Source organism: Bradyrhizobium sp. AZCC 1577 (assembly GCF_036924575.1).
Lineage (GTDB): Bacteria > Pseudomonadota > Alphaproteobacteria > Rhizobiales > Xanthobacteraceae > Bradyrhizobium.
The window spans coordinates 2,748,329-2,773,534 of sequence record NZ_JAZHRQ010000001.1 but is presented as its reverse complement, the minus strand read 5'-3'; the positions used below and the strand labels follow the sequence as shown (position 1 = coordinate 2,773,534).

Annotated in this window: 5 protein-coding genes; all 5 read right to left on the bottom strand. The window is 65.0% G+C overall.

Features of this window, described 5'->3' with window-relative positions:
- Positions 1-11: 11 nt before the first annotated feature.
- The 5 genes from V1278_RS12920 to V1278_RS12900 all read right to left on the bottom strand — a co-directional run bounded on the left by V1278_RS12920 (position 12) and on the right by V1278_RS12900 (position 25,204).
- On the bottom strand, positions 12-170 hold the full coding sequence (locus V1278_RS12920; RefSeq protein ID WP_334380989.1) for a hypothetical protein: 159 nt from the start codon (positions 168-170) through the stop codon (positions 12-14).
- Positions 157-1,089 carry an ABC transporter substrate-binding protein gene (locus V1278_RS12915; protein WP_334380988.1) on the bottom strand — a complete coding sequence of 311 codons (933 nt, stop codon included), beginning with the start codon at positions 1,087-1,089 and terminating at the stop codon, positions 157-159. Before V1278_RS12915 ends, V1278_RS12920 begins: the two co-directional genes overlap by 14 nt.
- A 76-nt stretch (positions 1,090-1,165) precedes the next feature.
- A complete protein-coding gene (locus tag V1278_RS12910) occupies positions 1,166-2,170 on the bottom strand; it encodes an alpha/beta hydrolase (protein WP_334380987.1) in 1,005 nt (334 codons plus the stop codon).
- 8 nt (positions 2,171-2,178) lie between these two features.
- Positions 2,179-18,624 (bottom strand): non-ribosomal peptide synthase/polyketide synthase, encoded by a 16,446-nt coding sequence (locus V1278_RS12905; protein ID WP_334380986.1) that lies wholly within the window; start codon positions 18,622-18,624, stop codon positions 2,179-2,181.
- On the bottom strand, positions 18,617-25,204 hold the full coding sequence (locus V1278_RS12900) for an amino acid adenylation domain-containing protein (protein ID WP_334380985.1): 6,588 nt from the start codon (positions 25,202-25,204) through the stop codon (positions 18,617-18,619). The genes V1278_RS12905 and V1278_RS12900 overlap by 8 nt, the downstream gene beginning before the upstream one ends.
- Between the last annotated feature and the right edge of the window lie 2 nt (positions 25,205-25,206).

Below are 25,206 nucleotides of genomic sequence, written 5' to 3'. Positions count from 1 at the left end.
GATCGTTGATTTCAGGACGCCACAGCACCGGCAACCACGCGTTGACGAGGCAGATATCCCGACAGATGCCGAACGGTCAGCGCAGCGGCCGCCGCAAACAATAAGCCGATCAGTATCGCAGGATGCATCTCGATCCCGGATCGGGCGGGCAGCGCGTCAACCTTGCTCATTGTTTTCCTGCGGCAAACGTTCGGCGAGAAGGCGTGCGAAGCGTTCAGCCGCCGGCACGCCGCCATAGAAGAATTGATTTCCCAGCACCGTCAGCCGCCCCGAGCGGAGGAACGGCAAGGTCCGCAGCACCGGGCTTGCGTTGAGCAAAGCTTCGATATCGGCAACCCGCGAACTCATCAGAACCAGCCGCGCATCCGGAACCGCAGCGAGCACTTCAAGGCCAACGCTGGTATGTCCCCACGGACCGCTCTGGCCGGTCCAGGCATTCTTCAACCCGAATTGACTGAGGACTTCCTGGTAAAGGCTGTTCGGCCCGAACACGAGTGCACGGTTACGCGCGATTTCGCTGACGAGGTACAGCGGCTTGTCGTTGCGGCCGCGAAGCTGGTCGCGGTAGCCGGTCATGGCGGCATCGAAGCGCGCCAGATAGGCCTCGCATGCGGCCTGCACGCCGAGACGCTGAGCCAGCTCCATCGTCGAACTGCGCGCTGTTTCAAGCGGATGGCGGCCGGGCTTGAAAATCGTAAAGACCTCGACCGGGGCAATCAGCTTGAGCCGGGGTATTGCGGCCGTGATGCTGGGATCGATGATGATAATATCAGGCGCAAAACTCTGCAGCAGTTCGAGATTTGGCTCCGAACGCAGGCCGATCTCCTGAACGCTTGACGGGACGGCCGGCTCGACGACGAGCCGGCTGTAACGCTCGATCTCCGGCACAACCAGCGGCACGACGCCGAGCGCCAGTATCGTCTGCGCGCAGGCCCAGCCGAGCGCGGCGATGCGGGGGCCTCCTTGCGGTGCGGCTTGAGCAAGCGCCATCGGCCAGCCACCTGCAACCACCCCGCCGCCGATGCCCGCGCCCGCTGCGAGAAGCGCGCGGCGAGACAGCTTGTAGTCGGAGAGTGAATTCTTGCTCATGGGGTGCGGCTCGGGAACGGCTTGCGGCGAGGCTGCGAGAGACGGGAGTTATGACATACCTTCATATGCCATAGCTTCATATGCTCTGTCTTTCCATGCCCGGCCGCTGCCTTTCGCCTGCGGCTCGAAAGGCGCTGGCCAGCGCCTGCCCGATCGCCGCCCGCGCCTGCAGAGCATCGGCCACGACATTGCCCATGCGCAGGAACTCGTGGATCATGCCCGGATAGATCTGCAGATCGACGGGAACGCCGGCGGCGCGGAGCCTTGCCGCGTAGTCGCGCCCTTCGTCCACCAGTGGATCGTATTCGGCAAGCACGATGAGCGCCGGGGGCAGCGCTGAGAGATCTTCCGCGGCCAGCGGCGCAAACCGCCAATCGTCGCGGTCTGAATCGTCGCGGAGATACTGCCCGAAGAACCAGTCGACGGTGCTTCGTTCCAGGAGATAGCCGGAGCCGTATCGTTCGTAGGAATTAGACGTTTGCCGGGAGCTCAGGCCGGGATAGGCGAGCACCTGGAGGACGGGCTGCGGCAGGTTTCGGTTCGCCCTTGCTTCGATGGCGAGCGCCGCGGCGAGCGTTCCGCCAGCGCTATCGCCGCCAACGGCGACGCGGCCGGCATCTAGTCCCGCAGCAGGTCCCTCGCGGCCGATCCAGGCCAGCGCATCGAGCGCATCCTCGAACGCGGTCGGAAACTTGTGCTCCGGCGCAAGCCGATAGCCGACCGACAGCACAGCCGCGCCGCTGTCTTCGGCGAGACCGCGGCACAATGGCTGATGTGAGTCCAGGCTTCCGACGACAAAACCGCCGCCGTGCATATAGAGCAGGACCGGTGTTGGATTGCGACGGCTCGGCTCCTGCTTCGCGTAGAGCCGCGCGTCGATCGTGGCTCCATCGCGCGTCGGCAGCGCGAGGTGGCGCTCATACGCGAGCGCCGGCGGATCGACGTCGAGCAACGGCGAGGATGCTTCGAAATCAGCCCGTGCCTGGACGGCCGTCAATTGCGGAAACGGAATGCGTGATCCGCTTTCGGTGCCGGCCTGCACCATCTCGAGCAGTGCGGCGATATCGGGATCAAGGCTCATGCGAATATTCACTCCGCAGGTTCCGGCACCGTGTCCTGCGACGCCGCCGATGCCGTCTCCGGCACGAGCAGGCCGCAGATCTCATCGAGCAAGCCGGCATCTTTGAGGATCGTGAAGTGGTTGTCTCCGACAACGCCGCGGTCAATGGCGTCAGGCAGTTGCGTCTCCAGCCGATCGCGCTGCGTCAGGTGGCCCGACGTCCACCAGCACAATGGCTTGACCGCAAGACGGCGCGGCGGCGCGGCATTCTGCGTCAGGGACTTGAGGTGCCGGCCGACTGCGAAGGCTGCTGACAGGTCGTCGACACCAAGCAGCAGTGTGTCGTCCGTCGATGCTTCCTCCCCCAATATCTGTGCGACCAGACGTCGGACGCTCTCGGATGTCTCCGGCATGCCTGCGGCCTTCGCCTCCTCCACATGCAAGCTGATACGAACGGCTGCCGCGTGCGGAAGAACGGCCGACAGCAATCCCGCGAGATCATCGGCCCAGTGGGCTGCCGCTGCCTGCCGCTCCGATCCGCCGTGTTGCCGCAGCACAAAGCTGTCGACCATCAGGAGACAGTCGACAAGTTCACCGCACCGTTCGAGTTCGGCTGCAACAAGCGTGACGAGTAGGCCTCCGAGCGACCAGCCGATCAAACTATAGGGACCGTTTGGCTGAACCCGCCTGATCTCGTTCGCATAATCCGCCGCCATCGCTTCGAGCGACCGATCGCTCCACGAGCTGTCAACCAGCATCCTGGACTGCAGCCCGATCACCTGCCGGCGTCCTTCGAGGCGGCGCGCCAGCGGCCCATAATCGAAAACAGTGCCGAAGCCGCCATGCACAGAGAATACCGGATGCACGCCATCAACCGCGGCATTCAGCGGAAGCAGCGCTGTCGGCGGCGCAGCGGCGGGCGCCGGGGAAACGTTATCCGCGAGCAGCGCGCGGATCGTCGGCTTCTGCAGGAGATCGCGCAGCTTGATCTCGAGGCCAAACGTCTTGTCCTGCCGCAGCCGGGCCACGACCTTGAGGCTGAGAATCGAATTGCCGCCGAGCTCGAAGAAATTATCGGTGACGCCGACCTGCGGCAGCTTGAGGATGTCGGCCCACAGCCGCGCCATCGCGGTTTCGGCCGGCCCTTGCGGAGCCACGAAGCTTCGCCCAGCCGAGTCGGGGGCCGGCAGCGCGCGCCGGTCAACCTTGCCGCTCGACAACACCGGCAGCCGCTCAAGCACCATGATCCGCGGCGGCACCATATAAACAGGCAAGGTCTGCTTCAGGAACGAGGTCAATCTATCGACCAGAGCCTCGGCAGCATCTCCCGCTGCGTTCTTTGCCGCCTTCGGCGCGACATAGGCGACGAGTTGGTTTCCGGCTGCGCCCGCTGGCGCCACCACGGCGGCCTGTTCGATCTCCTCGTGACGAAGCAGGGAGGTCTGGATCTCTCCAAGCTCGATCCGGAAGCCGTTGACCTTGACCTGATCGTCGCTGCGGCCGAGATATTCGACGGTACCGTCCTCGCGCCAGCGCGCGAGGTCACCGGTCCGGTATAGCCGCCCGCCTGGCACCGCAGAGAATGGATCGGGCACGAAACGCTCGGCAGTCATGCCGGCCTTGCCGTAATAGCCGCGCGCCAGTCCGAAGCCGCCTAGATAAAGCTCACCGGCGACACCGGCGGGAATGATATTGAGCGAACTATCGAGGATGTACCCGCGGCGGTCGCCGACCGGCACCCCTATCGGCGCATACGGCGTCTCGCATTCGGATGCGCCATCGACCTTCCAGACCAGTGGCGTAACGACGGTCTCGGTCGGGCCGTAGCCATTGATCAGAATCCGCGGCTTCAGAACGCGCCTGACCTTGTCGAAGCCAGCTTTCGGCATCGCCTCGCCACCGAATGAGTAGAGCTTGACCGGCGGCGGATTGCCCGCCTGCTCGACCGCCTCCGCGACCTGCTGCAGATAGGCCGGCGGCAATCCGATATGGCTGACACGATGCGCGTGCAGGTTCTCAACCGTCTGCTCCGGCGTCCACAATTCGGCGTCCCGCATCAAGAGACGCGCGCCATGCGACAAGACCGTCAGCCAGCGTTCGTGGGCACCATCGAAGGCAAGCGACAGGAAGTGCAACTCGCACGAGCTCTCGTCGATCTCGTAAAGCCGGCCCGTGACATGACAGTGCATCGCGAGCGGCCCATGGGCGACGGCGACGCCTTTTGGCGTTCCCGTCGAACCGGACGTGTAGATCAGATAAGCGAGATTCTCGGGATGCAGCTCCGGTTGCGGCGCATGCTCCCGGCCGGCATCGAAATCGAACGTCGCAAGGGAGACTCTCTCGACACCCTCGATGCCTTCCCGGACATCGAGCTGTCCCGTCAGCAGGAACGAGATCCCGGCATCGCGCATGACAAAGGCGCGCCGCTCGGCCGGAATCTCCGGATCGAGCGGAACGTAGGCCCCGCCCGCCTTCAGTACGGCCAGCAGCGCGACCATCGTAGCCTCGGTTCGCTCGACCACGACGCCAACGCGCTGCTCAGGCTTCAACCCGCGGCCGATCAGGTGATGGGCAAGACGGTTGGCCCTGGTATCGATCGCCCCAAATGAGAGCGTTCTGCCGCCGATGGTAAGCGCTGTCCGTTCCGGATGACGCCGCGCGTGGGCGCTGATCGACTCGTGAACCAGCGGCAATTCGGCCGCCGACGTCGCGTGGCGATTGCAGTTTTCGGCGAGCGCGGCGTCGACCGCCGTGACCGGATCGATATTGCCGAGCAACGCCGACGCGTCGCACGTCAGCACTTCAAGCAGACGCTCGAACTGCGCCTTGATCTGCCCCGCCTGTGCCGCGGTGAAATGGCTCGGCATATAGGTGTACTCGACCTGAAGCGTGTCCTCGACGAGTACCGACAGGTCCATCGGATAGTTCGTCACGTCGACGTTCCTGAGGCCGCCGAACTGCAGCGAGCCGCCGCCCTCGTGCATGCTGCGTTCGATCGGATAGTTTTCGAACACGATGATGCTGTCGAACATCGCCTGACCGGCGCGGCCGGCCCAGCTCTGGATATCGTAGAGCGGCGTATGCTCGTAATCCCGGATCGCCGAATTGCGATCCTGAAGCGCGCGCAGCCATTCTCCCACCGTGCTCGCGGACGGCGGCGTTTCGATCACGGGCAGCGTGTTGATGAAGAGCCCGAGCATCTGCTGCGATCCGTCGAGACTGGCTGGCCGGCCGGCGACCGTAACGCCAAACGTCACGGTCTGCTGGCCGGTGTAGCGTTGCAGCAGCAACGCCCAGATGCCTTGAACGACGGTATTGAGCGTGATCCGTTCACGCCGCGCGAACGCTTTCAGCTCCGCGGTCGCCGTCTCTCCAAGCCGCGTGTAGCAGCGCTCGTGGCCGGATGGCTGGTGACGGCGGGCGCCGAAAGCGTCCGCCAGTTGCGTCGGCTCGTCGAACGATTTGAGCTGTTCACGCCAGAAAGCTTCGGCAGCCTTGGCGTCCTGCGCCAGCAGCCAGGCGATGTAGTCGCGGTAACGCGTCGGGTTCGCCGCGGGCGCGCCGCCATAATAGCATTCCAGAACTTCCCCGACGAACCTTGCCGAACTCCACCCATCCATCAGGATGTGATGATAGGTCCAGATCAGGCGGTAGAGATCGTCTTCGAGGCGCAGCAGCCGCACGCGCTGCAGCGGCGGCGTCGAAAGATCGAACTCGGCGGCGCGTTCGCCGGCAAGCGCCGCCGCAATCCGGTCCTCATTGATGGCTTGTCCGCGCCAGTCTTCCTGTTCGAACGGCGCGACGGCCTCGCGATAGACGGCTTGCAGCGGAGATCCGGCAAGCTCGCGCCACAGGAATCCGGTCCGGAGCATCTGATGGCGTGTGGTCACCTCGCGCCATGCTGGGTCGAGACGCTCCGCATCAAGTCCGCGGATTTCAACGCTGACCTGGTTGACGTAGACGCCGCTGCCGGCATCGCGCAGGCTGTGGAATAGCATGCCCTGCTGCATCGGCGACAGCGGGTAGATGTCCTCGATGCGGCTCCGGTCGAGATCGAGCCGATCGAGCTGTTCGCTGGTCAAACCCGAAAGTGAGCCGCGCGCCGATGCCGGAGTGTCATTGTTCGGGCTGACGTCGCGGGACAACGCGGCCAATGCTTCGATCGTCTGGTGCCGGAAGACATCGCGCGGCTCGATCGATACGCCTTCGCGGCGCGCGCGGCTCACCATCTGCAGCGAGATGATCGAGTCGCCGCCGAGCTCAAAAAAATTGTCGGTGACGCCGACGTTAGGCTGTTTGAGCAGATCGGCCCAGATCGCGGCAAGCGCCGCTTCCACCGGCGTGCGCGGTGCCACATGCTCGGTTGATGTCGCGAGCTGGTCCGGGGCGGGCAGCGCCTTGCGGTCGATCTTGCCGTTCGGCGTCAGCGGCAGCCGGTCCAGCACCACGATCCGCGCCGGCACCATGTAGTCCGGCAGCAGCGACGACAGCGCGGTCTTGAGAGCTGTCCCGTCCAACGACGCCGCGCCGCTGACATAGCCGACGAGCTGGCGGGTAGCGCCGACCTCGCGCGCCACCACCACCGCCGAGCGCACGCCAGCCTGCGCCAACAGCCGCGCCTCGATCTCGCCGAGTTCGATCCGAAAACCGCGGATCTTCACCTGGTGGTCGGCGCGGCCGATATATTCGATCACGCCGTCGGCGCGCCACCGCGCCACGTCGCCGGTGCGGTAGAGCCGCGCGTCTGGCGGGCCGAACGGATCGGGGATGAAGCGCTCCGCCGTCAGCGCGCCGCGCTGCCAGTAGCCGCGCGCCAGGCCCGCGCCGCCGATATAGAGCTCGCCCGCAACGCCAACCGGCGCCAGGTTGAGGTCGTTGTCGAGGATGTGCAACGTGGTGTTGCCGATCGGGCCGCCCAGCACCGGACGATCGTCCTTGGCATCGAGGCGGTGGCGGGCCGACCACACCGTGGTCTCGGTCGGGCCGTACAGGTTCCAGACCTCGCCGGCCCGCGCCACCAGCCGCCGCGCCAGATCCGGCGGCAAGGCCTCGCCGCCGCACAGCACGCGGCAGCTTGGGGGCAGTGATGGGCCGTCATGATCAAGCAGCATCCGCCAGGTCGAGGGCGTCGCCTGGATCATCGTGACGCCGTGCTTCGCTACTATCGACTTGAGGCGCGAGGGATCATGCGCGGCGGCGCGATCGGCCAGCACCACGCATGCCCCGAGCGTCAGCGGCAGCCACAGTTCCAGCACCGCGATGTCGAACGACAGCGAGGTCAGGCCGAGCACGCGATCCTGGGCCGTTATGCCCGGCTGCTCCGCCATGGTTGCCAAAAAGTTTATCACCGCATCATGGCGGACCATCACGCCCTTGGGCAGGCCGGTCGAGCCGGAAGTGAAGATCACATAAGCGAGGTTCTCGGGATGGACCGCGACGTCGAGGTTCGCCGCATCACCGCTCTCGCCATCTCCGTCCTGCTGCTCGTCGAGCAGCCACGCCTCGGCGCCGGTCTCCTTCAGCACGGGCGCAAACTGCTCAAGCAGCGTCCGTTGCGTCAGCACCAGCGCCGCGCCGCTATCGCGCAGCATGTGCGCCAGCCGTTCCGCCGGGTAATCCGGATCGAGTGGCAGATAGGCCCCGCCCGCCTTCAGCACCGCCAGCAGCGCGACCATCATCTCAACGCCGCGCTCCAGCGCCAGCCCCACCACCGCGTCAGTTCCGACGCCGCGATCGCGCAGCCGGCGCGCCAGCCGATTGGCGCGCACGTTCAACACGCGATAACTCAGCTCCTTATCGCCAAACACCAGGGCCACCGCATCAGGAGATTGATCGACCAGTGCCTCGAATTGCTCGACAATTCCCCGGCGCGGCTCATCGCGGCGCGTGTCGTTCGCCCGGGAGAGCAGCGCATCATCGGCCGGATCGCTGGCCGCGATCATGCCGACGGGCCGATCGGCATCGATACTCAACGCGTCCATCAACTGCACAAAAGCGCACTGCAGCCGCGCGATCTGCGCCTCATCAAAATGCCTGCGCTGATAGTTGAAGACCAGCCGCAACCGGTCATCGATGCCGACACTGGCGAACAGCGGATAGTTGCTGGTCTCGACGATCCTGGTCTCGCCGACACGGATCTGTCCATCTTTCCCTATCAGCGCGTGGTCGACCGGGTAATTCTCAAACACCAGGATGCTGTCGAACAGCGGCCGCCCAGGACGTCCCGCCAGGCGCTGGATCTCGTAGAGCGGCGTCCAGCCGTATTCGCGCAAGGTCAGATTGCGATCCTGCAACTCGCGCAGCCATGCGCCGACTTTCTGCTGCGGACCGACATCGTCGATAACAGGCAAGGTGTTGATGAACAGGCCCACCATATCCTCTGCGCCGGCCAATTCCGGCGGCCTGCCTGATACGGTGACGCCGAAGCAAACCGTTCCCTGCCCCGTATATTGCCGTAGCAGTTGCGCCCAAGCCGCTTGCACGAGCGTGTTCAGCGTCACACGCTCGCGCGCAGCAAATTGCTGCAGACGTTCAGTCGCCGCAACATCCAGCTCCAGCGTGAGCATGCCGTGACCGGGCGACTCCGCATCTGCATGTTCGGTCGGACCACCTGCCAGGAAGCTCGGTTCTTCCAGCTTTGCCATGGCATTGCGCCAGAACGCCGCCGATGCATCGCCGTCCCGGCTCTGCAGCCAACCGATGTAGTCGCGATAGCGACGCTGCAATGCAGGCAGCCGGCCGTCGCCATTGTGCTGCATCACCTCGGCGATCAGCCGCGCCGAGCTCCATCCGTCGAGAAGGATGTGATGGTGCGTCCAGATCAGCCAATGACGATTTTCTCCGAGCCGGATCAACCGCACCCGCTGCAGGGGCGGCTTCGACAGGTCGAACCCTTCGACCCGTTCACGCAGCGAAACTTCGCCCAGCGCAGCCTCCAACTGGGACGGCTCGGACGCCGCGGCTCGCGCGCGCCAGTCCTCCTCGACGAACGGCACCTCAGCCCGACGATAGACGATCTGTTGCGGCGAGCCTGCCAGGTCGCGCCAGACGAAGCCCGTTCTCAGCACCGCATGGCGATCGCTGACCGCCTGCCAGGCGCGATGGAGCTTTCCGGCATCGAGGCCGCGCACTTCCGCAGCGACCTGATTGACGTAAAGCCCACTCTCGCCGTCGTGCATGGCATGGAACAGCATGCCCTGCTGCATCGGCGACAACGGATAGATGTCCTCGATCTCTCGCCAATCCAACTCCAGCCTGTCGAGATCGGCCTGGCCAAGTCCTGACAGTGCCACGTCCGACGGCGTCACGCCGCAGGCGCCGCTGGTGCAGTGATCGACCAGTTCGCGCAGCGCCGCTTCGTACAGCCCAGCCAGTCGCTCGATCGTCTCGCGCCGATAGCGCTTGCGACCGAAGCCGAACGAAAGCCGCAACTGGCCTTCGCGCACGGTGCCGTTCACGCTGAGCCAGCGCCGCAACGGGCTCGATGCGTCACGCGAGGGGCCCGCGCTCTCCGATGCCATGGCGAACAATGCCGCGTCTTCAACGCCGCCGTCGATCTGGCCGAGATAGTTGAAGGCAAGCTTCGGCTCGGCAATGTCAGCCAGCGCCGCGCGCTGCTCTTCGGAGCCGAGATAGCGCAATACGCCATAACCGAGTCCCCGGCCGGGAATGCCGCGAAGTTCCTCCTTCACGGTCTTGATGAGTGACGAGGGGTCCTGTGACCCGCCAGCCAGCCGCACGGGAAACGCGGTGGTGAACCAGCCGACGGTGCGCGAGATATCGAGATCGCCGAACAGGTCCTCGCGGCCGTGGCCTTCCAGCTCGACCAGCACATCGTCCTGTCCGCTCCATTGCCGGACAGCGCGTGCAAGGCCGGCGAGAAGAAGATCGTTGATCTGCGTACGATAGGCGGACGGCGTGTCCGTCAGCAGGCGCTGCGTCAATTCCCGCTCGAACGTGAGCAAGACTTCATCGGCATCGGCGACATAGTCGCTGCCGCCGTGATCGTCGTCGCAAGGAATATCCGCATTCGCACGGCGATCGATCCAATAGGACAATTCAGTCGCCAGTTCGGGCGATGCTGCATGATCTTGCAGCCGCTTGCCCCACACGGCATAGGCGTGGCTCTTCGGCGGAAGCGCAACCGCGGCGGCGCCGTTCACTAGCTGGGCATAGGCGGCGGCGACGTCTTCCAGCAGAACCCGCCACGACACGCCGTCGACCACCAGATGATGGATCACGATCAGAAAACGCTGAGTGCCATCGGCGACGTCGATCCCGACCGCCCGCAGCAGCGGTCCCCTCGATATCGAAAGACTTGCCTGCACTGATCCTGCCAACGCCGTCACGGCTTCCCCGTCGGCCGCGCTTCGTATCCAAAGTAAATCGCCGGCGGCGGGTGTGGCACCATGCGCCGCGCGCCACGTCCCTTCGGCTTCCTCGAAGCGAAGCCGCAGCGCGTCATGATGGTCGATCACGGCTGCCATCGCGCGCCGCATCATTTCCCAATCGAGACGATCCCTCGGCCGCAGCAGCACCGCCTGGTTCCAGTGATCGCGCTTTCCTGCGTTCTCCGCAAAGAACCGCGCCTGGATCGGCAGCAACGAATGCGGGCCAGTGACCTGCCCCTGATCGGCGAGCGCTTCGCTGCGTTGCTCGGCACGTGCAGCCAGCGCCAGCGCTTCGAGCGTTTGATGCTGAAACACGTCGCGCGGTTCGATCAGGTAACCGGCGCGGCGGGCCCGGCTTACCATCTGCAGCGAGATGATCGAATCGCCGCCGAGCTCGAAGAAATTGTCGGCAAGGCCGACAGCAGGACGGCCGAGCAGTTCGGCCCAGATCGCCGCAAGCGCCAGTTCGGCCGGCGTACGCGGCGCCTCGTACTGCGCACCCGTGGACTCAACGTCGGGCGCCGGGAGCGCCTGGCGGTCGATCTTGCCGTTCGGCGCCAGCGGCAGCCGCTCCAGCACCACAATCCGCGATGGCACCATGTAATCAGGCAGAACGGCCGACAGCGCCGTCCGCAAAACCTGTTCCTCCAGTTCACTCGCGCCACTGACGTATCCGATGAGCTGGCGGCCTAGTCCAGCCTCGCGCGCCACCACCACCGCAGCGCGGACACTGGGCTGCTCGAGCAGCCGTGTCTCGATCTCTCCAAGCTCGATGCGGAATCCGCGGATCTTGATCTGGTGATCGGACCGCCCGATATACTCGATCGCGCCATCGGCGCGCCAACGCGCCAAATCACCCGTTCGATATAGCAGCGCGCTAGGGCCACCAAAGGGATCGGGAAGGAAGCGTTCCGCCGTCAGCGCCTGACGTCGCCAGTAGCCCCGCGCCAGCCCTGCTCCACCAATGAACAGTTCACCGGTCACGCCGGCCGGCACCATGTTCAGGTCGGTATCGAGGATACGAATGACCGTACCCGGGATCGGCCGTCCGATCGGCACCCGCGCCGCGCCATCGTCACGACAGTTCCAGAACGTGGCATTGATCAAGGCTTCGGTCGGACCGTAGCGATTATCGAAGCGCACATTGGGGAAGGCTGCGAGCACACGCGCCTTCAACTCTGACGACAAGGCTTCGCCGCCGGCAAACAGCCGCCTCAGGGTGACGCAGCGTTTCGCTTCGGGCTCGGCAACAAAATGCTCGAGCATCTGCGGCACGAAATGCAACGTCGTCACGTCGTGAGCGACGATGGCATCGACCAGCAGCCGCGGCTCCCGATGCGCTCCCGGCGCTGCGATCGCAAGCCGTGCGCCGGTTGCGAGCGGCCACAGGATCTCCCAGACCGAGACGTCGAAGCTGAACGGCGTCTTCTGCAGCAACGTCTCGCCGGCATCGAGGCGATACTCCGCCTGCATCCAGCCAAGCCGCGCGGCCAGCGCACCGTGCGAGCACGCGACGCCCTTGGGGATGCCAGTCGATCCCGACGTGTACATCACATAGGCCAGGCTGTCGGCATGGAGCGCTACGTCGAGATTGCGGACCGGCTCTCCGATCGGCCCCCCGGTCTCTTCATCGATAAGCCAGGCCTCGACGGCAGCGTCCGCGATCACCGGCGCAAGGCGCTCCGCTAACCGGCCTTGCGTCAGCACCAGCGCAGCTCCGCTGTCGCGCAGCATATGCAGAAGACGGTCCGGCGGATAATCGGGATCGAGCGGCAGATAGGCTCCGCCGGCTTTCAGCACGGCGAGAACACCGACGATCAGTTCGACGCTGCGCTCCAGTGCGAGCCCGACCAACCGGTCGCGGCCGATGCCGTGGCCTTGCAACCGTCGCGCCAGACGATTGGCGCGAGCGTTCAGCTCCTCATAACTGACCTGCTGGTCGCCAAATACCAACGCAATCGCGGATGGCGAAGCAGCCGCCCGAGCCTCGATCTGAGCAACGATACTGTCGCCAACATTCGGCGCCTTGGCAAAGCCACCGCTCCAGCCGAGCACCTTCCGCGTCTCATCGGCATCGAGCCCGCTGAGTTCACCCAGCGGTCGGGAAGCATCCGCGACGATCTCGGCAAGGAGCCGCGACAGCGTGAGCTGCAGATATCTGATCTGGTCTTCATCGAACCGGCTGCGGTCGTAGCGGAAGCCGAGATTGACCCCGTCGGCCTTGGCGAATACCGCCACCGTCAGCGCATAGTTGGTAATCGAGACCTGCTCGACCCGCCCGAAGCGGCGACCGCTTTCGTTCTCGCCGCGCAAGGCCTGGTCGATCGGATAGTTCTCGAACACCAGGATATTGTCGAACAATGGCCGACCGGATCGTCCGGCGAGGCGCTGGATCTCGTAGAGCGGCATCCAGCCGTGATCGCGCAAATCGATGTTGCGTTCCTGCAGATCCCGCAGCCACGTACCCAAATCAGTTTGCGGCTTTGCCCGATCCACAACCGGCAGGGTGTTGATGAACAGGCCCACCATGTCCTCGGACCCGCCGATCTCTGCCGGCCTGCCCGATACCGTCGCACCGAAGCAGACCACGCGCTGGCCGGTATGACGGCGCAACAATTGCGCCCATGCGCCCTGCAACAGGGTGTTCAGCGTAACGCGCTCGCGCTTTGAAAATGCGTGCAGCTTTGCCGTCAGATCGGCAGTGAGAAGCAGGTCGAGCGAACCATGGCCGGACGCGCCGGTGGATGCAGGTCCTCCCAGCGTATCCGCCAGGAAACCCGGCTCATCCAGTTCCGCCAATGCCGTGCGCCAGAACGTCCCGGACGCGTCGCGGTCCTGCCGTTGCAGCCAGGCGATGTAGTCGCGGTAGCGGCCCTGCACGGCAGGTAAACGATCGCCGCGTTCATGTTGCAGTATCTCGGCCACCAGCCGCGCCGAACTCCAGCCGTCCAGCAGGATATGATGATGCGTCCAGATCAGCCAGTGACGGCTTTCGTCAAGCCGGATCAGGCGCACGCGCTGCAACGGCGCCTGCGACAGGTCGAATCCCCTAGCGCGCTCGGCCTGCGACGCCTTCGCCAGCGCCGCATCGAGTTCGCCGCAGTCCATGGCTGCGGCCTGCTCGCGCCAGTCTTCTTCCGCGAATGGCAGCGTCACATGGCGATATACCACCTGCTGTGCCGCGCCTGACAGCTCGCGCCAGGCAAAGCCGGTTCGCAGCACCGCATGACGCGCGCCCACCTCGTGCCAGGCTGCACGCAACCTGCCGGCATCGAGACCTCGCACCTCGAGACCTACCTGGTTGACGTAATTGCCACTTTCTCCGTCGCGCAGCGCATGGAAAAGCATGCCCTGCTGCATCGGCGACAGCGGATAGACGTCTTCGATATCGCGGCAATCGATCGTCGCGCCCAGGAGATCGAGATCGGCTTGGCTCAAATTCGACAATGCGAAGTCCGATGGCGTGATGCCGTGGGCGCCACTTGTGCAATGGTCGACGAGTTCTCTCAGCGCCGCGGCATAATGCTCCGCGAGGCGTTCGATCGTGGCTCGCCCGTAACGCCTGCGGCCGTAGCTGAACGACAGCCGTAGCTGGCCTTCCCGCACCTGGCCGTTGATGCTCAGCCAGCGGCCAAGCGGCGCGCTGTCGCTGCGCGACGGCCCGGCGCTCTCAGGAGCGATCCTGAACGGTGTGCCCTCACCCACGCTGGAATCGAACTGGCCGAGATAGTTGAAAACGATGCGCGGCTCGAGCAGCGCGGCAAGCGCATGGCGCTGCGCCTCGGTGCCGAGATAGCGCAATACGCCGAAGCCTAACCCGCGGGCGGGAATCGCCCGAAGCTCCTCTTTAACGGATTTGATCAGGGAAGCATCATCGCCGGAGCCGCCCGGCAAGCGCACCGGGAAAGCGGTCGTGAACCAGCCGACTGTGCGGGAAATATCCACCCCGGAGAAGATGTCCTCGCGGCCGTGCCCTTCGAGCTCGACGGCAACGTCCTCAATTCCACTCCAGCGCGATACCGCCCGCGCCAGTGTCGCCAGCAGCAGATCGTTGACCTGAGTCCGGTAGGCGGACGGCGCTTCCTTGAGCAGCCGCGTCGTCAACCCGGCATCGAATGCCAGCAGGATTTCCTCGCCCTCGGCAACCCGGTCGACACCATCATGATCGTCGTCGCACGGCAGATCGGCGCGCGATCCCCGTTCGAGCCAATAGGGCAACTCGGCAGACAGCTCTTCGGTGCCGCTATGTGCCTGCAAGCGCACGCCCCAGGATGCATAGGACTGGCTCCTCGCCAGCGCGATCGACGCTGCGCCTTGCTGAAACTGCCCGTAAGCCGCAGCAAAGTCTTCGAGCAGCACGCGCCATGATACGCCGTCGATGACGAGATGGTGCACGACGATGAGAAGCCGCTGGCTACCGTCGGCGAGATCCATGCCGACCACGCGCAACAGCGGTCCTGCCAGCGACAGGCTCACCTGGGCGGCAGAAGCGACGGCCGTCACCTCGGCTGCATCGCGGATGCCGCTCCGAATCCACAACAACTCCGACGCTGCCGGCGCGGCGCCGTGGGTTGCGCGCCAGACACCGTCGATCTCCGCAAAACGAAGACGCAACGCATCGTGATGCGCGACAACGGCGGCGACCGCGCGCTCAACGCTCGTCCAATCCAGCCGCGCCTTCGGCATCAACAGGACGGCCTGATTCCAGTGATGACGCTCGCCGGCATCCTCGCTGAAGAATCGCGCCTGGATCGGCAACAGCAGATGTTCGCTGCCCTCGAGGTCTCTCTCGGGAGCCGCCGCTTCCACCGACCGTTCAATGCGCGCGGCCCGCGCCAGCTCCTGCAAGGTCTGGTGCCGGAAAACGTCACGCGGTTCGATCACGAGGCCTGCCCGCCGGGCGCGGCCGACCAGTTGCAGCGAGATGATGGAATCGCCGCCGAGCTCGAAGAAATTGTCGTCAACCCCAATGAGCGGCTGGCCAAGCAGCTCGGCCCAGATCGCGGCAAGTGTCGCCTCGGTCGCGGTGCGCGGCGCGACATGTGCGGCCGTTGCAGAGGGCATCTCGGGCGCCGGCAGCGCTCCGCGGTCCACCTTGCCGTGCGCGGTGAGCGGCAGCCGCTCAAGCTTCACGATACGGGCCGGCACCATGTAATCGGGTAGTTCGTCCGAAAGGGCCGCGCGCATTGTTGCTTCGTCGAACGCGCCCTCGCCGGCGACATAGCCGACCAGCTGGCTGGTTACGCCGGCTTCGCGCGCGACGACCACCGCCGATCGCACGCCCGGCTGCCGCATCAGCCACGCCTCGATCTCGCCGAGCTCGATCCGGAACCCGCGGATTTTCACCTGGTGATCGGAGCGCCCGACATACTCGATCACGCCATCGGGGCGCCATCTCGCCAAATCGCCGGTGCGATACAGCCGCGCGCCGGGCGCATCAAAGGGATCGGGGACGAATCTCTCGGCCGTCAATCCGGCGCGCCGCCAATAACCTCGCGCCAGTCCCTCGCCGCCGATGAACAATTCGCCGGTTACGCCAACCGGCACGATGTTCAGGTCCCCATCCAGAATATAAGCCGAGCGGCGTCCCACGGGACGGCCGATGGGCGCATAGTTGCCCTCGATCTCTTCGCTGGCATCGACCTTCCAGACCAGCGGCGTCACGACGGTTTCGGTCGGGCCGTAGCCGTTGATCAATGTTCGCGGCTTGAGCGCGCGCTTGACCTTGTCGAAGCCTGCCTTCGGCATGGCCTCGCCGCCGAACGAGTAAAGCCCGACCGGCGGCGGATCGCCGCGCCACGCCGCAAAGTCGGCGAGCTGCTGCAAATAGGCCGGCGGAAAGCCCGCATTGGTAACGCGCTGCTGGCGCAGCACGTCGAGCGTCTGTTCGGCCGACCACAGATTCTCGTCGCGCATGACGAGCGCTGCGCCGCAGGTCAGCGCCGTCCAGAGCCGTTCATGGGCGCCGTCGAACGTAAAGGACAGGAAGTGCAGTTCGCGCGAGTGCCGGTCCATGTCGTAGAGCCCGGCGGTCACCTCGCAATGCATCGCAAACGGCCCATGCTCGACGGCTACTCCCTTCGGGATGCCGGTGGAGCCCGAGGTGTAGATGACATAGGCAAGGCTTGTTGCTTCGACGGCAATGCTAGGATCGTTCTCCGGCTCCCGGCCGAGATCGCTTGCGTCGAGCGGGACAGCCGCGATCCCTGATGGAAGCGCAGCGAGTGCCGAACCTTCGGCGTCAACCAGCACGAAGCGCACGCCGGCGTCGTGCATGGTTCCGACCTGTCGCTTTGCCGGATGCTCGGGATCGAGCGGCAGATAGGCCGCGCCGATCTTCAATATAGCCAGCAAGGCTGCAACAAGCGACGGCGACCGCCGTGCCGAGATGCCGACCAGATCGGCAGGACTGACGCCCAGGCGGATCAGGCGATGCGCGAGCCGATTGGCGCGACGGTTGAGCTCAGCATAAGAGATCACGTCGTCGCCAAAGATGAGCGCCGGCGCGTCGGGCGTTTCCGCGGCCAGCCGCGCGACCGTTTGATGCACCGGCGTAAACGGCGCGTCCATCCCGGCTCCCGCGCCGTTCCACTTGCGCAGCGTGGCCAGTTCCTGCGCGGAAAGCAGCGCCATGCCGGCGACCGACTGCGCGCCGTCCTGAACCATCGTGTTCAGGATCGTGATCCAATACGACGCAAGGCGTTCGATCGTCGCCGGCTCGAATAGCGCGGTCGCATAGGTAAAGATCGCGCGGATCTCCCCTGCCGGTCCCTCTTCGCTGTCGAGCGCCAGGTCGAACTTGACCGTGTCGACTTCGGCGTCGATCTTCTCGATCTGCAGACCGGTGCGGTCGGGCGGATTGTCCGACACGCGCCGACGCTGATGATTGTAGAGCACCTGAAAGAGTGGGTTCTGGCTCAGGCTGCGCTTGGGTTGCAGGATTTCCAGCAACCGCTCGAACGGAAGGTCCTGGTTCTCCTGGGCTTCGATCGTGGCCGAATGAACGGATGCGATGAAGTCAGCGATCGTCGCGCGACCATCGAGCTGCGTGCGTAGCACCTGGGTGTTGACGAACAGCCCGATCACGCCATGCGTCTCGTCGCGGTGGCGATTGGCGACCGGCACGCCGACGCTGATGTCGGACTGGCCGGTGTAGCGATAGAGCAGCAGTTTGAAGCTCGCCAGCAGGACGACGAACAGCGTGGTCTGATGCCGGCGCGCCACCGCGCGCAAGCCCTCGGCGAGCGCCGGATCGAGCGCCATGCGGAGCGCGGCGCCGGCGAGATCGGGAACCGCCGGCCGCGCCCGATCGATTGGAAGCTGCAGCACCGCCGGATCCTTTAAGCGCGCCGTCCAGTAATTGACCTGGCGCTCGCCATCGACGGCGCTCATCCAGAGCCGCTGCCAACAGGCATAGTCGACATATTCAATATCAGGCTCCGGCAAAGCCGGCGCCTCGCCGCCTGCGAATGCCGCGTACAAGCGCCAGAACTCGTCGACCAGCACGCCCATCGACCAGCCATCGGCCACGATGTGATGCAGGCTGACGACAAGGAGATGGTCGTCTTGTTCCAGCCTCAGCAGCGCGGCGCGCATCAGCGGGCCGGCTTCGAGATCGAACGGCAGCGATCCTTCCTGCCGCGCCAGCAGATACGCCTGTTGCTCGCTGTCATCGCCATCGAGCGATACATGCCGCAACGCGAACGGTTGCGGGTCGAGCACGACCTGCTCGGCTTCCTTGCCCTGCTGCCGGAACACCGTACGAAGCGCGCTGTGACGGGCGACCAGCGCATCGAAGGCCTGCTGCAGGGCGTGCCGCTGGAGCTGCCCTCGCACCCGTACCGTCGCCGATATGTTGTAGGCGGCGCTATCCGGATCCATCCGCCACAAGAACCAGAGGCGCGATTGCGCAAAGGAAAGCGGTGCCCGCGTTTTCTCCTGACGCGCAATCGGCAGCATGGCGAGATTGACGCCCTTCGCCGCGAGCTGCGTCAGGAACGTTAGTTGCTTGCTGGCATCAAGGCGCATCAAGCGTCGTGAGATGTCACGAAGCTGCTGCTTCTGCGTGGCGGCGATATCATTCATCGGAAAGCTCGACTTCCTTCAACATGTCGAGCATCGCGGCGATGTCGTCGCTGCGCTTGTCGACCTGAATCTCCGGGGCAAGCGCAGCAGCCATCGTCTCGATGGTCGTCATTTCAAACAGGCGGTTCAGCGGCAGGTCGTGACCGAGATCGCGCTTGATGCGGCTGACGAGCTGGACGGCGGTGAGAGAGTCGCCGCCGAACTCGAAGAAATTGTCGGTGACGCCGATATTGGGCTGGCGCAGCAGATCGGCCCAGATCGCGGCGAGCGCCGCTTCCACCGGCGTGCGCGGTGCCACATGCTCGGTTGATGTAGCGAGCTGGTCCGGGGCGGGCAGCGCCTTGCGGTCGATCTTGCCGTTCGGCGTCAGCGGCAGCCGGTCCAGCACCACGATCCGCGCCGGCACCATGTAGTCCGGCAGCAGCGACGACAGCGCGGTCTTGAGAGCTGTCCCGTCCAACGACGCCGCGCCGCTGACATAGCCGACGAGCTGGCGGGTAGCGCCGACCTCGCGCGCCACCACCACCGCCGAGCGCACGCCAGCCTGCGCCAACAGCCGCGCCTCGATCTCGCCGAGTTCGATCCGAAAACCGCGGATCTTCACCTGGTGGTCGGCGCGGCCGATATATTCGATCACGCCGTCGGCGCGCCACCGCGCCACGTCGCCGGTGCGGTAGAGCCGCGCGTCTGGCGGGCCGAACGGATCGGGGATGAAGCGCTCCGCCGTCAGCGCGCCGCGCTGCCAGTAGCCGCGCGCCAGGCCCGCGCCGCCGATATAGAGCTCGCCCGCAACGCCAACCGGCGCCAGGTTGAGGTCGTTGTCGAGGATGTGCAACGTGGTGTTGCCGATCGGGCCGCCCAGCACCGGACGATCGTCCTTGGCATCGAGGCGGTGGCGGGCCGACCACACCGTGGTCTCGGTCGGGCCGTACAGGTTCCAGACCTCGCCGGCCCGCGCCACCAGCCGCCGCGCCAGATCCGGCGGCAAGGCCTCGCCGCCGCACAGCACGCGGCAGCTTGGGGGCAGTGATGGGCCGTCATGATCAAGCAGCATCCGCCAGGTCGAGGGCGTCGCCTGGATCATCGTGACGCCGTGCTTCGCCACTATCGCCTTGAGGCGCGAGGGATCATGCGCGGCGGCGCGATCGGCCAGCACCACGCATGCTCCGCGCGTGAGCGGCAGCCACAGTTCCAGCACCGCGATGTCGAACGACAGTGAGGTCAGGCCGAGCACGCGATCCTCGCGCGTAAGGCCCGGCCGATCCGCCATCGTCGCCAGAAAGTTTGTCACCGCATCATGGCGGACCATCACGCCCTTAGGCAGGCCGGTCGAGCCCGAGGTGTAGATCACATAAGCCAGGCTTTCGGGGTGGACCACGACATCAAGATTGCCGCCGTCACCGCCCTCGCCATCTTCGTGCTGCTTCTCGTCGAGCAGCCACGCCTCGGCGCCGGTCTCCTCCAGCACCGGCGCAAACTGATCCAGCAGCGCCCGTTGCGTCAGCACCAGCGCCGCACCGCTGTCGCGCAGCATGTGCGCCAGCCGCTCCGCCGGATAGTCCGGATCGAGCGGCAGATAGGCCCCGCCCGCCTTCAATACCGCGAGCAGCGCGACCATGATCTCGACGCCGCGCTCCAGCGCCAGCCCCACCACCGCGTCGGTTCCGACGCCGCGATCACGCAGCCGCCGCGCCAGCCGATTGGCGCGCACGTTCAACGCGCGATAACTCAGCTCCTTATCGCCAAACACCAGGGCAACAGCGTCCGGAGATTGATCGACCTGCGCCTCGAACTGTTCGATAAACGAGCGGTCCCGTGGATATTGTGCCTGCGTCCGATTCCACGTCTCCAGCAAAAGCTGACGCTCTTCGTCAGGCAGAACATCCAGTTGCCGCACCGGAGAGCGAGGCGCGCGCTCCAGCACCTCCGCCATCTGATCGAGCGCCTGCTGCATCAAGGCGCAGATGCGATCGGCCGAGAGCGGATGGACGACTTGAGCGGTCAAGCCGAGCGCCTGACCATAATCCTCGACCGCCATCATCAAGGGATAGTTCGTACGCTCTTCGCCGCCGAGCCACTCGATGCCCTTCAGGCCTGCGCCGCCCCGCCCCGTGGACGAAGCCTCCGGCATGGCGTTGTGCCGGTAATTCAGGATCGAACTGAACAGGGGCGCGGGGGCGGCGACACCGCTGCATCGCTGCGCGAGCGCCAGCGAGGCATGTTCATGTGCCATCAGCTCGGCCAACCTTGCGTGAGCATGACGAACGCTGTCTTCAACCGCGGTGTCATCGAGATCAAGCCGCAGCGGCAATGTATTGATGAACAGCCCCATGGTGCGGTCGCCGCCGGCGCCCGCATGCATTCGGCCGAACAGAACCGTGCCGAACACGACGTGCTCACGCGCGCTGCTTCGCGCCACTACCTGACCCCATGCGAGATGGCAGAGGCTGGCAAGGCTAACCCCCAGCCGCCGTGCCAGAGCGCGGAGCCGTGCATTGAGCTGCTCCGGAAGCGTTCGCCGCGTTTCCGCCACGCCGCCACCGTCGCCATGCACGCGATCCAGTCCAAACGGCGTGGTCGGCTCATCGATATCAGACAGCATGCTTCGGAAGAAGCGCTCGTGCTCCGCAATAGCTGCCGATCCTCGCGACTGCGCCACCAGATTCCGGAACGGATAGGGAGCCGGAAGCTCATGACCGCGTCCGGACAATATTTGCTGCACTTCCTCGTGCATCACTTCCAGAGTGGAGTGATCGCCGATCATATGATGCAGCAACACCAAAAGCAGCCAGCGCTCCTCGCCGGGATCGCGCGCGACCGCAAATCGCAACAGCGGCGCCTGGCCAAGATCGATCCGATGGCGGCGCGGATCGAAACGCCGCGCAAGCTGCTCATGCGCCGGGCTCTCGCGGTCCAGCACGACCTCGGTGATGACTACAGAAGCGCGCCGCCAAACCACCTGCGCCGGAGCTGATAGCCCCTCCCATGCAATGGACGTGCGGAGAATATCGTGCCGGTCGATGACCTGCTGAACGGCGGCGAGATAACGGTCGATCAGGTCGCGGCTTGCGAACGCCATCTGGCCGACCAGCAGATACGGGTCGCCCTGCTTCGACAGCAGATGGTGAAACAGGATGCCATCCTGTAGCGGTGACAGGCCGTAGATGTCCTGGATGTTGGCGATGCCGCCGGGCACGTTGGCCACGATGCTGTCGATGTCGGATTGCTTCAACGCGATCAACGGCAGCAGCTCAGGCGTAATCGCCGTCGTCTGCGGCGTGATCAGATTGGCCGGAACAGCCGCGCCGACGCCGCCACTGAGGCTGGCGGCGAAATCGGCGAGCACGGGATTGGCGAACAGCACGCGCACATCGGCGCTCAGCGAATGCCGCTGCAAGCGTTCCAGCATGCGGACCGCGAGCAGCGAGTGGCCTCCCAGCTCAAAGAAGTGATCGTTGCGTCCGATCCGATCGACGCCGAGCAGCTCGGTCCAGATCCTTGCGACGACCTCCTCGATCTCCCCCTGCGGCGGCTCGAAACTGCGCCTTGCAAAGGCATCATCCTCCGGCGCGGGCAGCGCCTTGCGGTCGACCTTGCCGTTCGGCGTCAGCGGCAGTGCCTCCAGGCGTACGAACGCCGACGGCACCATGTAGTCCGGCAAACGTTCACGGAGGTGATTGCGCATCACAGCCGCAAATTCACCGGCATCGAGCTTCAGGCCATCGTCCTTCGCGGCCACATAGGCGACCAGGCGCGGATCACCGCTGTGATCCTGACGGACCAGCACCACCGCGTCGGTCACGCCGGTGTGCTCATTAAGGCGAAACTCGATCTCGCCCAATTCAATGCGGAAGCCGCGGATTTTTACCTGATGATCGTTGCGGCCGAGGAACGCGATGTTGCCATCCGGCAGGTAACGTCCGAGATCGCCGCTGCGATACATCCGCGCGCCAGTATCGCTACTGAAGGGATCGCGCACAAAGCGCTCCGCCGTCAGATCGGCGCGACTGAGATAGCCGCGAGCGACCCCTGCCCCACCGATGTAGATTTCGCCGGTCGCACCGAGCGGAACGGGCGCGCCGAAGCTATCAAGCAGATAGATTCGCGTATTGGGAAGCGGGCGACCGATCGGGACGACGTCGCCATCGAAGCCCGCCGGGCGCAACCAACTGGTAGCGCAGACCGTTGTTTCCGTCGGCCCGTAGCCATTGAAGACGGCGACGCCAGGCGGCACACCCCTGATCAATTCCGCCTTGGGCATTTCTCCGGCGAGGACGAGCACCCGCAGCGACGCCAGCCTGCCGAGATCATCGCGCCCCTGCAGCATGGCCGGCGGCAAGGTCGCGTGCGTAATGGCGTTGTCCGAGAGAAAATCGAGCAGTTCCGACGTATTGCGATGCTGTCGCGGACCGACGAGAAACAGCTCGGCCCCCGAGCACAGCGCCATGACAATTTCCCAGGTGCTGGCATCGAAGCTGAACGAGGCAAACTGCACGATGCGGCTGCGCCGGGAAACGTCAAACAGCGCTCGCTGCGCCAGCGCCAGATTTACCAGGCCGCGATGCTCGACCATCACCCCCTTTGGCCGCCCGGTCGAGCCGGACGTGTAGATGATGTAGGCGAGATGCCGTGACGTAAGTCCCGTGACAAGGCCGCCTGGATCTGATGCCGCCAGACTGGCGACGGTGGATGCGCTCGCCTCCAAATCGACAACCTTGCACGCCGCATCCGCGAAGATTGCGCGTCCGGCATCGTCAACGATCAACAATCCCGGGCTTGCATCCTCCACGATCTGCCGCAGCCGCTCCGCAGGATAGGCCGGATCCAGCGGCAGATAGGCGCCGCCCGCCTTCAGCACGGCCAGCAGGCTGACGACCATGGCGATGCCGCGCTCCAGGCAGATCGCGACCGGCTGATCTGGACCGACGCCCAAAGCGATCAGGTGCCGCGCGAGCCGATTGGCCTTCGCATCAAGCTCGCCATAGCTCAGACGAACGTCCTCGTGAACCAGCGCTGTGGCTTCGGGGGCGGTTCGGACTTGCTCTGCGAACAGTTCGTGGATGCAGCGCTCCGATGGGAACGGCGCAGCAGTTTCGTTCCATGTATCCAGAACGAGCTTGCGTTCCTCTTGGCCGACAATATCGATTTGATCGACGATTTGATCCGCGTCGATGACCATGACCCGCAGCAAGACGAGCAGATAGTCTCGGTAACGCTTGATCGTCGCTTCGTCGAACAGTGCCGTTGCATAGTTCAAGGCGCCGACGATTCGGCCATCCGCCTCCCCCAGATTGAGCTCGAGATCAAACTTGACCTGCTGCAGCGGAATATCGGCTATCTCGGCCTTGAGGCCTGGTAGCTCAACGATTGCCGCCTCGTTGTTCTGCCAGGCGAACACGACCTGAAAGACCGGCGTATGCTCTAGCCGCCGCGGCGGTTGAATGATCTCGACGAGTTGCTCGAACGGCAGATCCTGATGATCCTGAGCTTCGAGCGCCGCAGCGCGCACGCGGCTGAGCAACTCCGCCACATCAGGCTCTCCCGATAAATCGACGCGGAGCGCCAGCATGTTGACGAAGAAGCCGACCAGGCCCTCGATTTCGCGCCTGTTGCGGTTTGCCGTCGGCGTGCCGATCACGAGATCGGTCTGCCCGGAAAGTTTTGACAACACCGCCGCCCAGGCCGCCAGCACCGTCATGAATGCCGTCGCGCGGTGCGACTGGCTGAATATCCTGATGCGATGCGCAAGCTCGGCGTCGATCTCGATCGGCAATGACGCGCCGGCGAGAGACCTGACCGGCGGGCGGGGCCGGTCTGTCGGCAATTCGAGCACCGCGGCAGCGCCCGCGAGCGCCTGCCGCCAATAGTCGACCTGCCGCTGCAACCGCTCGCCCGTCAGCCACTGCCGTTGCCAGGCAGCGTAGTCCGGATACTGAATTGCCAGCGGCGGCAACGGATCATTTTGGCCCGCCGTGAAGGCTCGGTAAAGCGCGCCCAGTTCGCGCACGAGCACGCCCATCGACCAGCCGTCAGATATGATGTGATGCTGGGTGAGCAGGAACAGATACTTCTTCTCCGCTGTCCGTATCAGGCGTCCGCGGATCAATGGTCCTGCGGCGAGATCAAACGGCGTATCGACCTCCTCGCGGCACAAGCGCGCGAGTTCCTGTTCGGCATTCAGGCTTTGCCGCAAATCATGTTCGAGCACCGGCAGGTGCGCATCGGCCGGCAGCGATTCAACGCAAGGCTTTCCTTCGACCACGCGGAAGACACTGCGCAGCGCTTCGTGACGCGCAAACAACCGGTCAAGGCTGCGACGCCATGCATCGACGTCGAGATCACCCGCGAGGCGCAAAGCGCCGCGAATGTGATAGTTGGCGTTGGCGCCATCGACCTGCGCCAGCAACCAAAGCCGCTGCTGTGCAAAAGACAATTCCAGCGGCCCGCCGCGCGGCACCGCCGGAATCGAGGAGATTGCATTCTTGCCGGCAGTTCGACCGCGGTCTCTCGCCAGCGACAGGAGCTTTTTCACCTGTGCGGAATCCAGATCACGCAAATCCGGCATTGATGGTTCAGCCATGT

Excerpts from the sequence above, each read along its gene's own strand:
- V1278_RS12920 (WP_334380989.1), bottom strand. The coding sequence starts at position 170 with ATGAGCAAGGTTGACGCGCTGCCCGCCCGATCCGGGATCGAGATGCAT.
- V1278_RS12915 (WP_334380988.1), bottom strand. The coding sequence starts at position 1,089 with ATGAGCAAGAATTCACTCTCCGACTACAAGCTGTCTCGCCGCGCGCTT.
- V1278_RS12910 (WP_334380987.1), bottom strand. The coding sequence starts at position 2,170 with ATGAGCCTTGATCCCGATATCGCCGCACTGCTCGAGATGGTGCAGGCC.
- V1278_RS12905 (WP_334380986.1), bottom strand. The coding sequence starts at position 18,624 with ATGAATGATATCGCCGCCACGCAGAAGCAGCAGCTTCGTGACATCTCA.
- V1278_RS12900 (WP_334380985.1), bottom strand. The coding sequence starts at position 25,204 with ATGGCTGAACCATCAATGCCGGATTTGCGTGATCTGGATTCCGCACAG.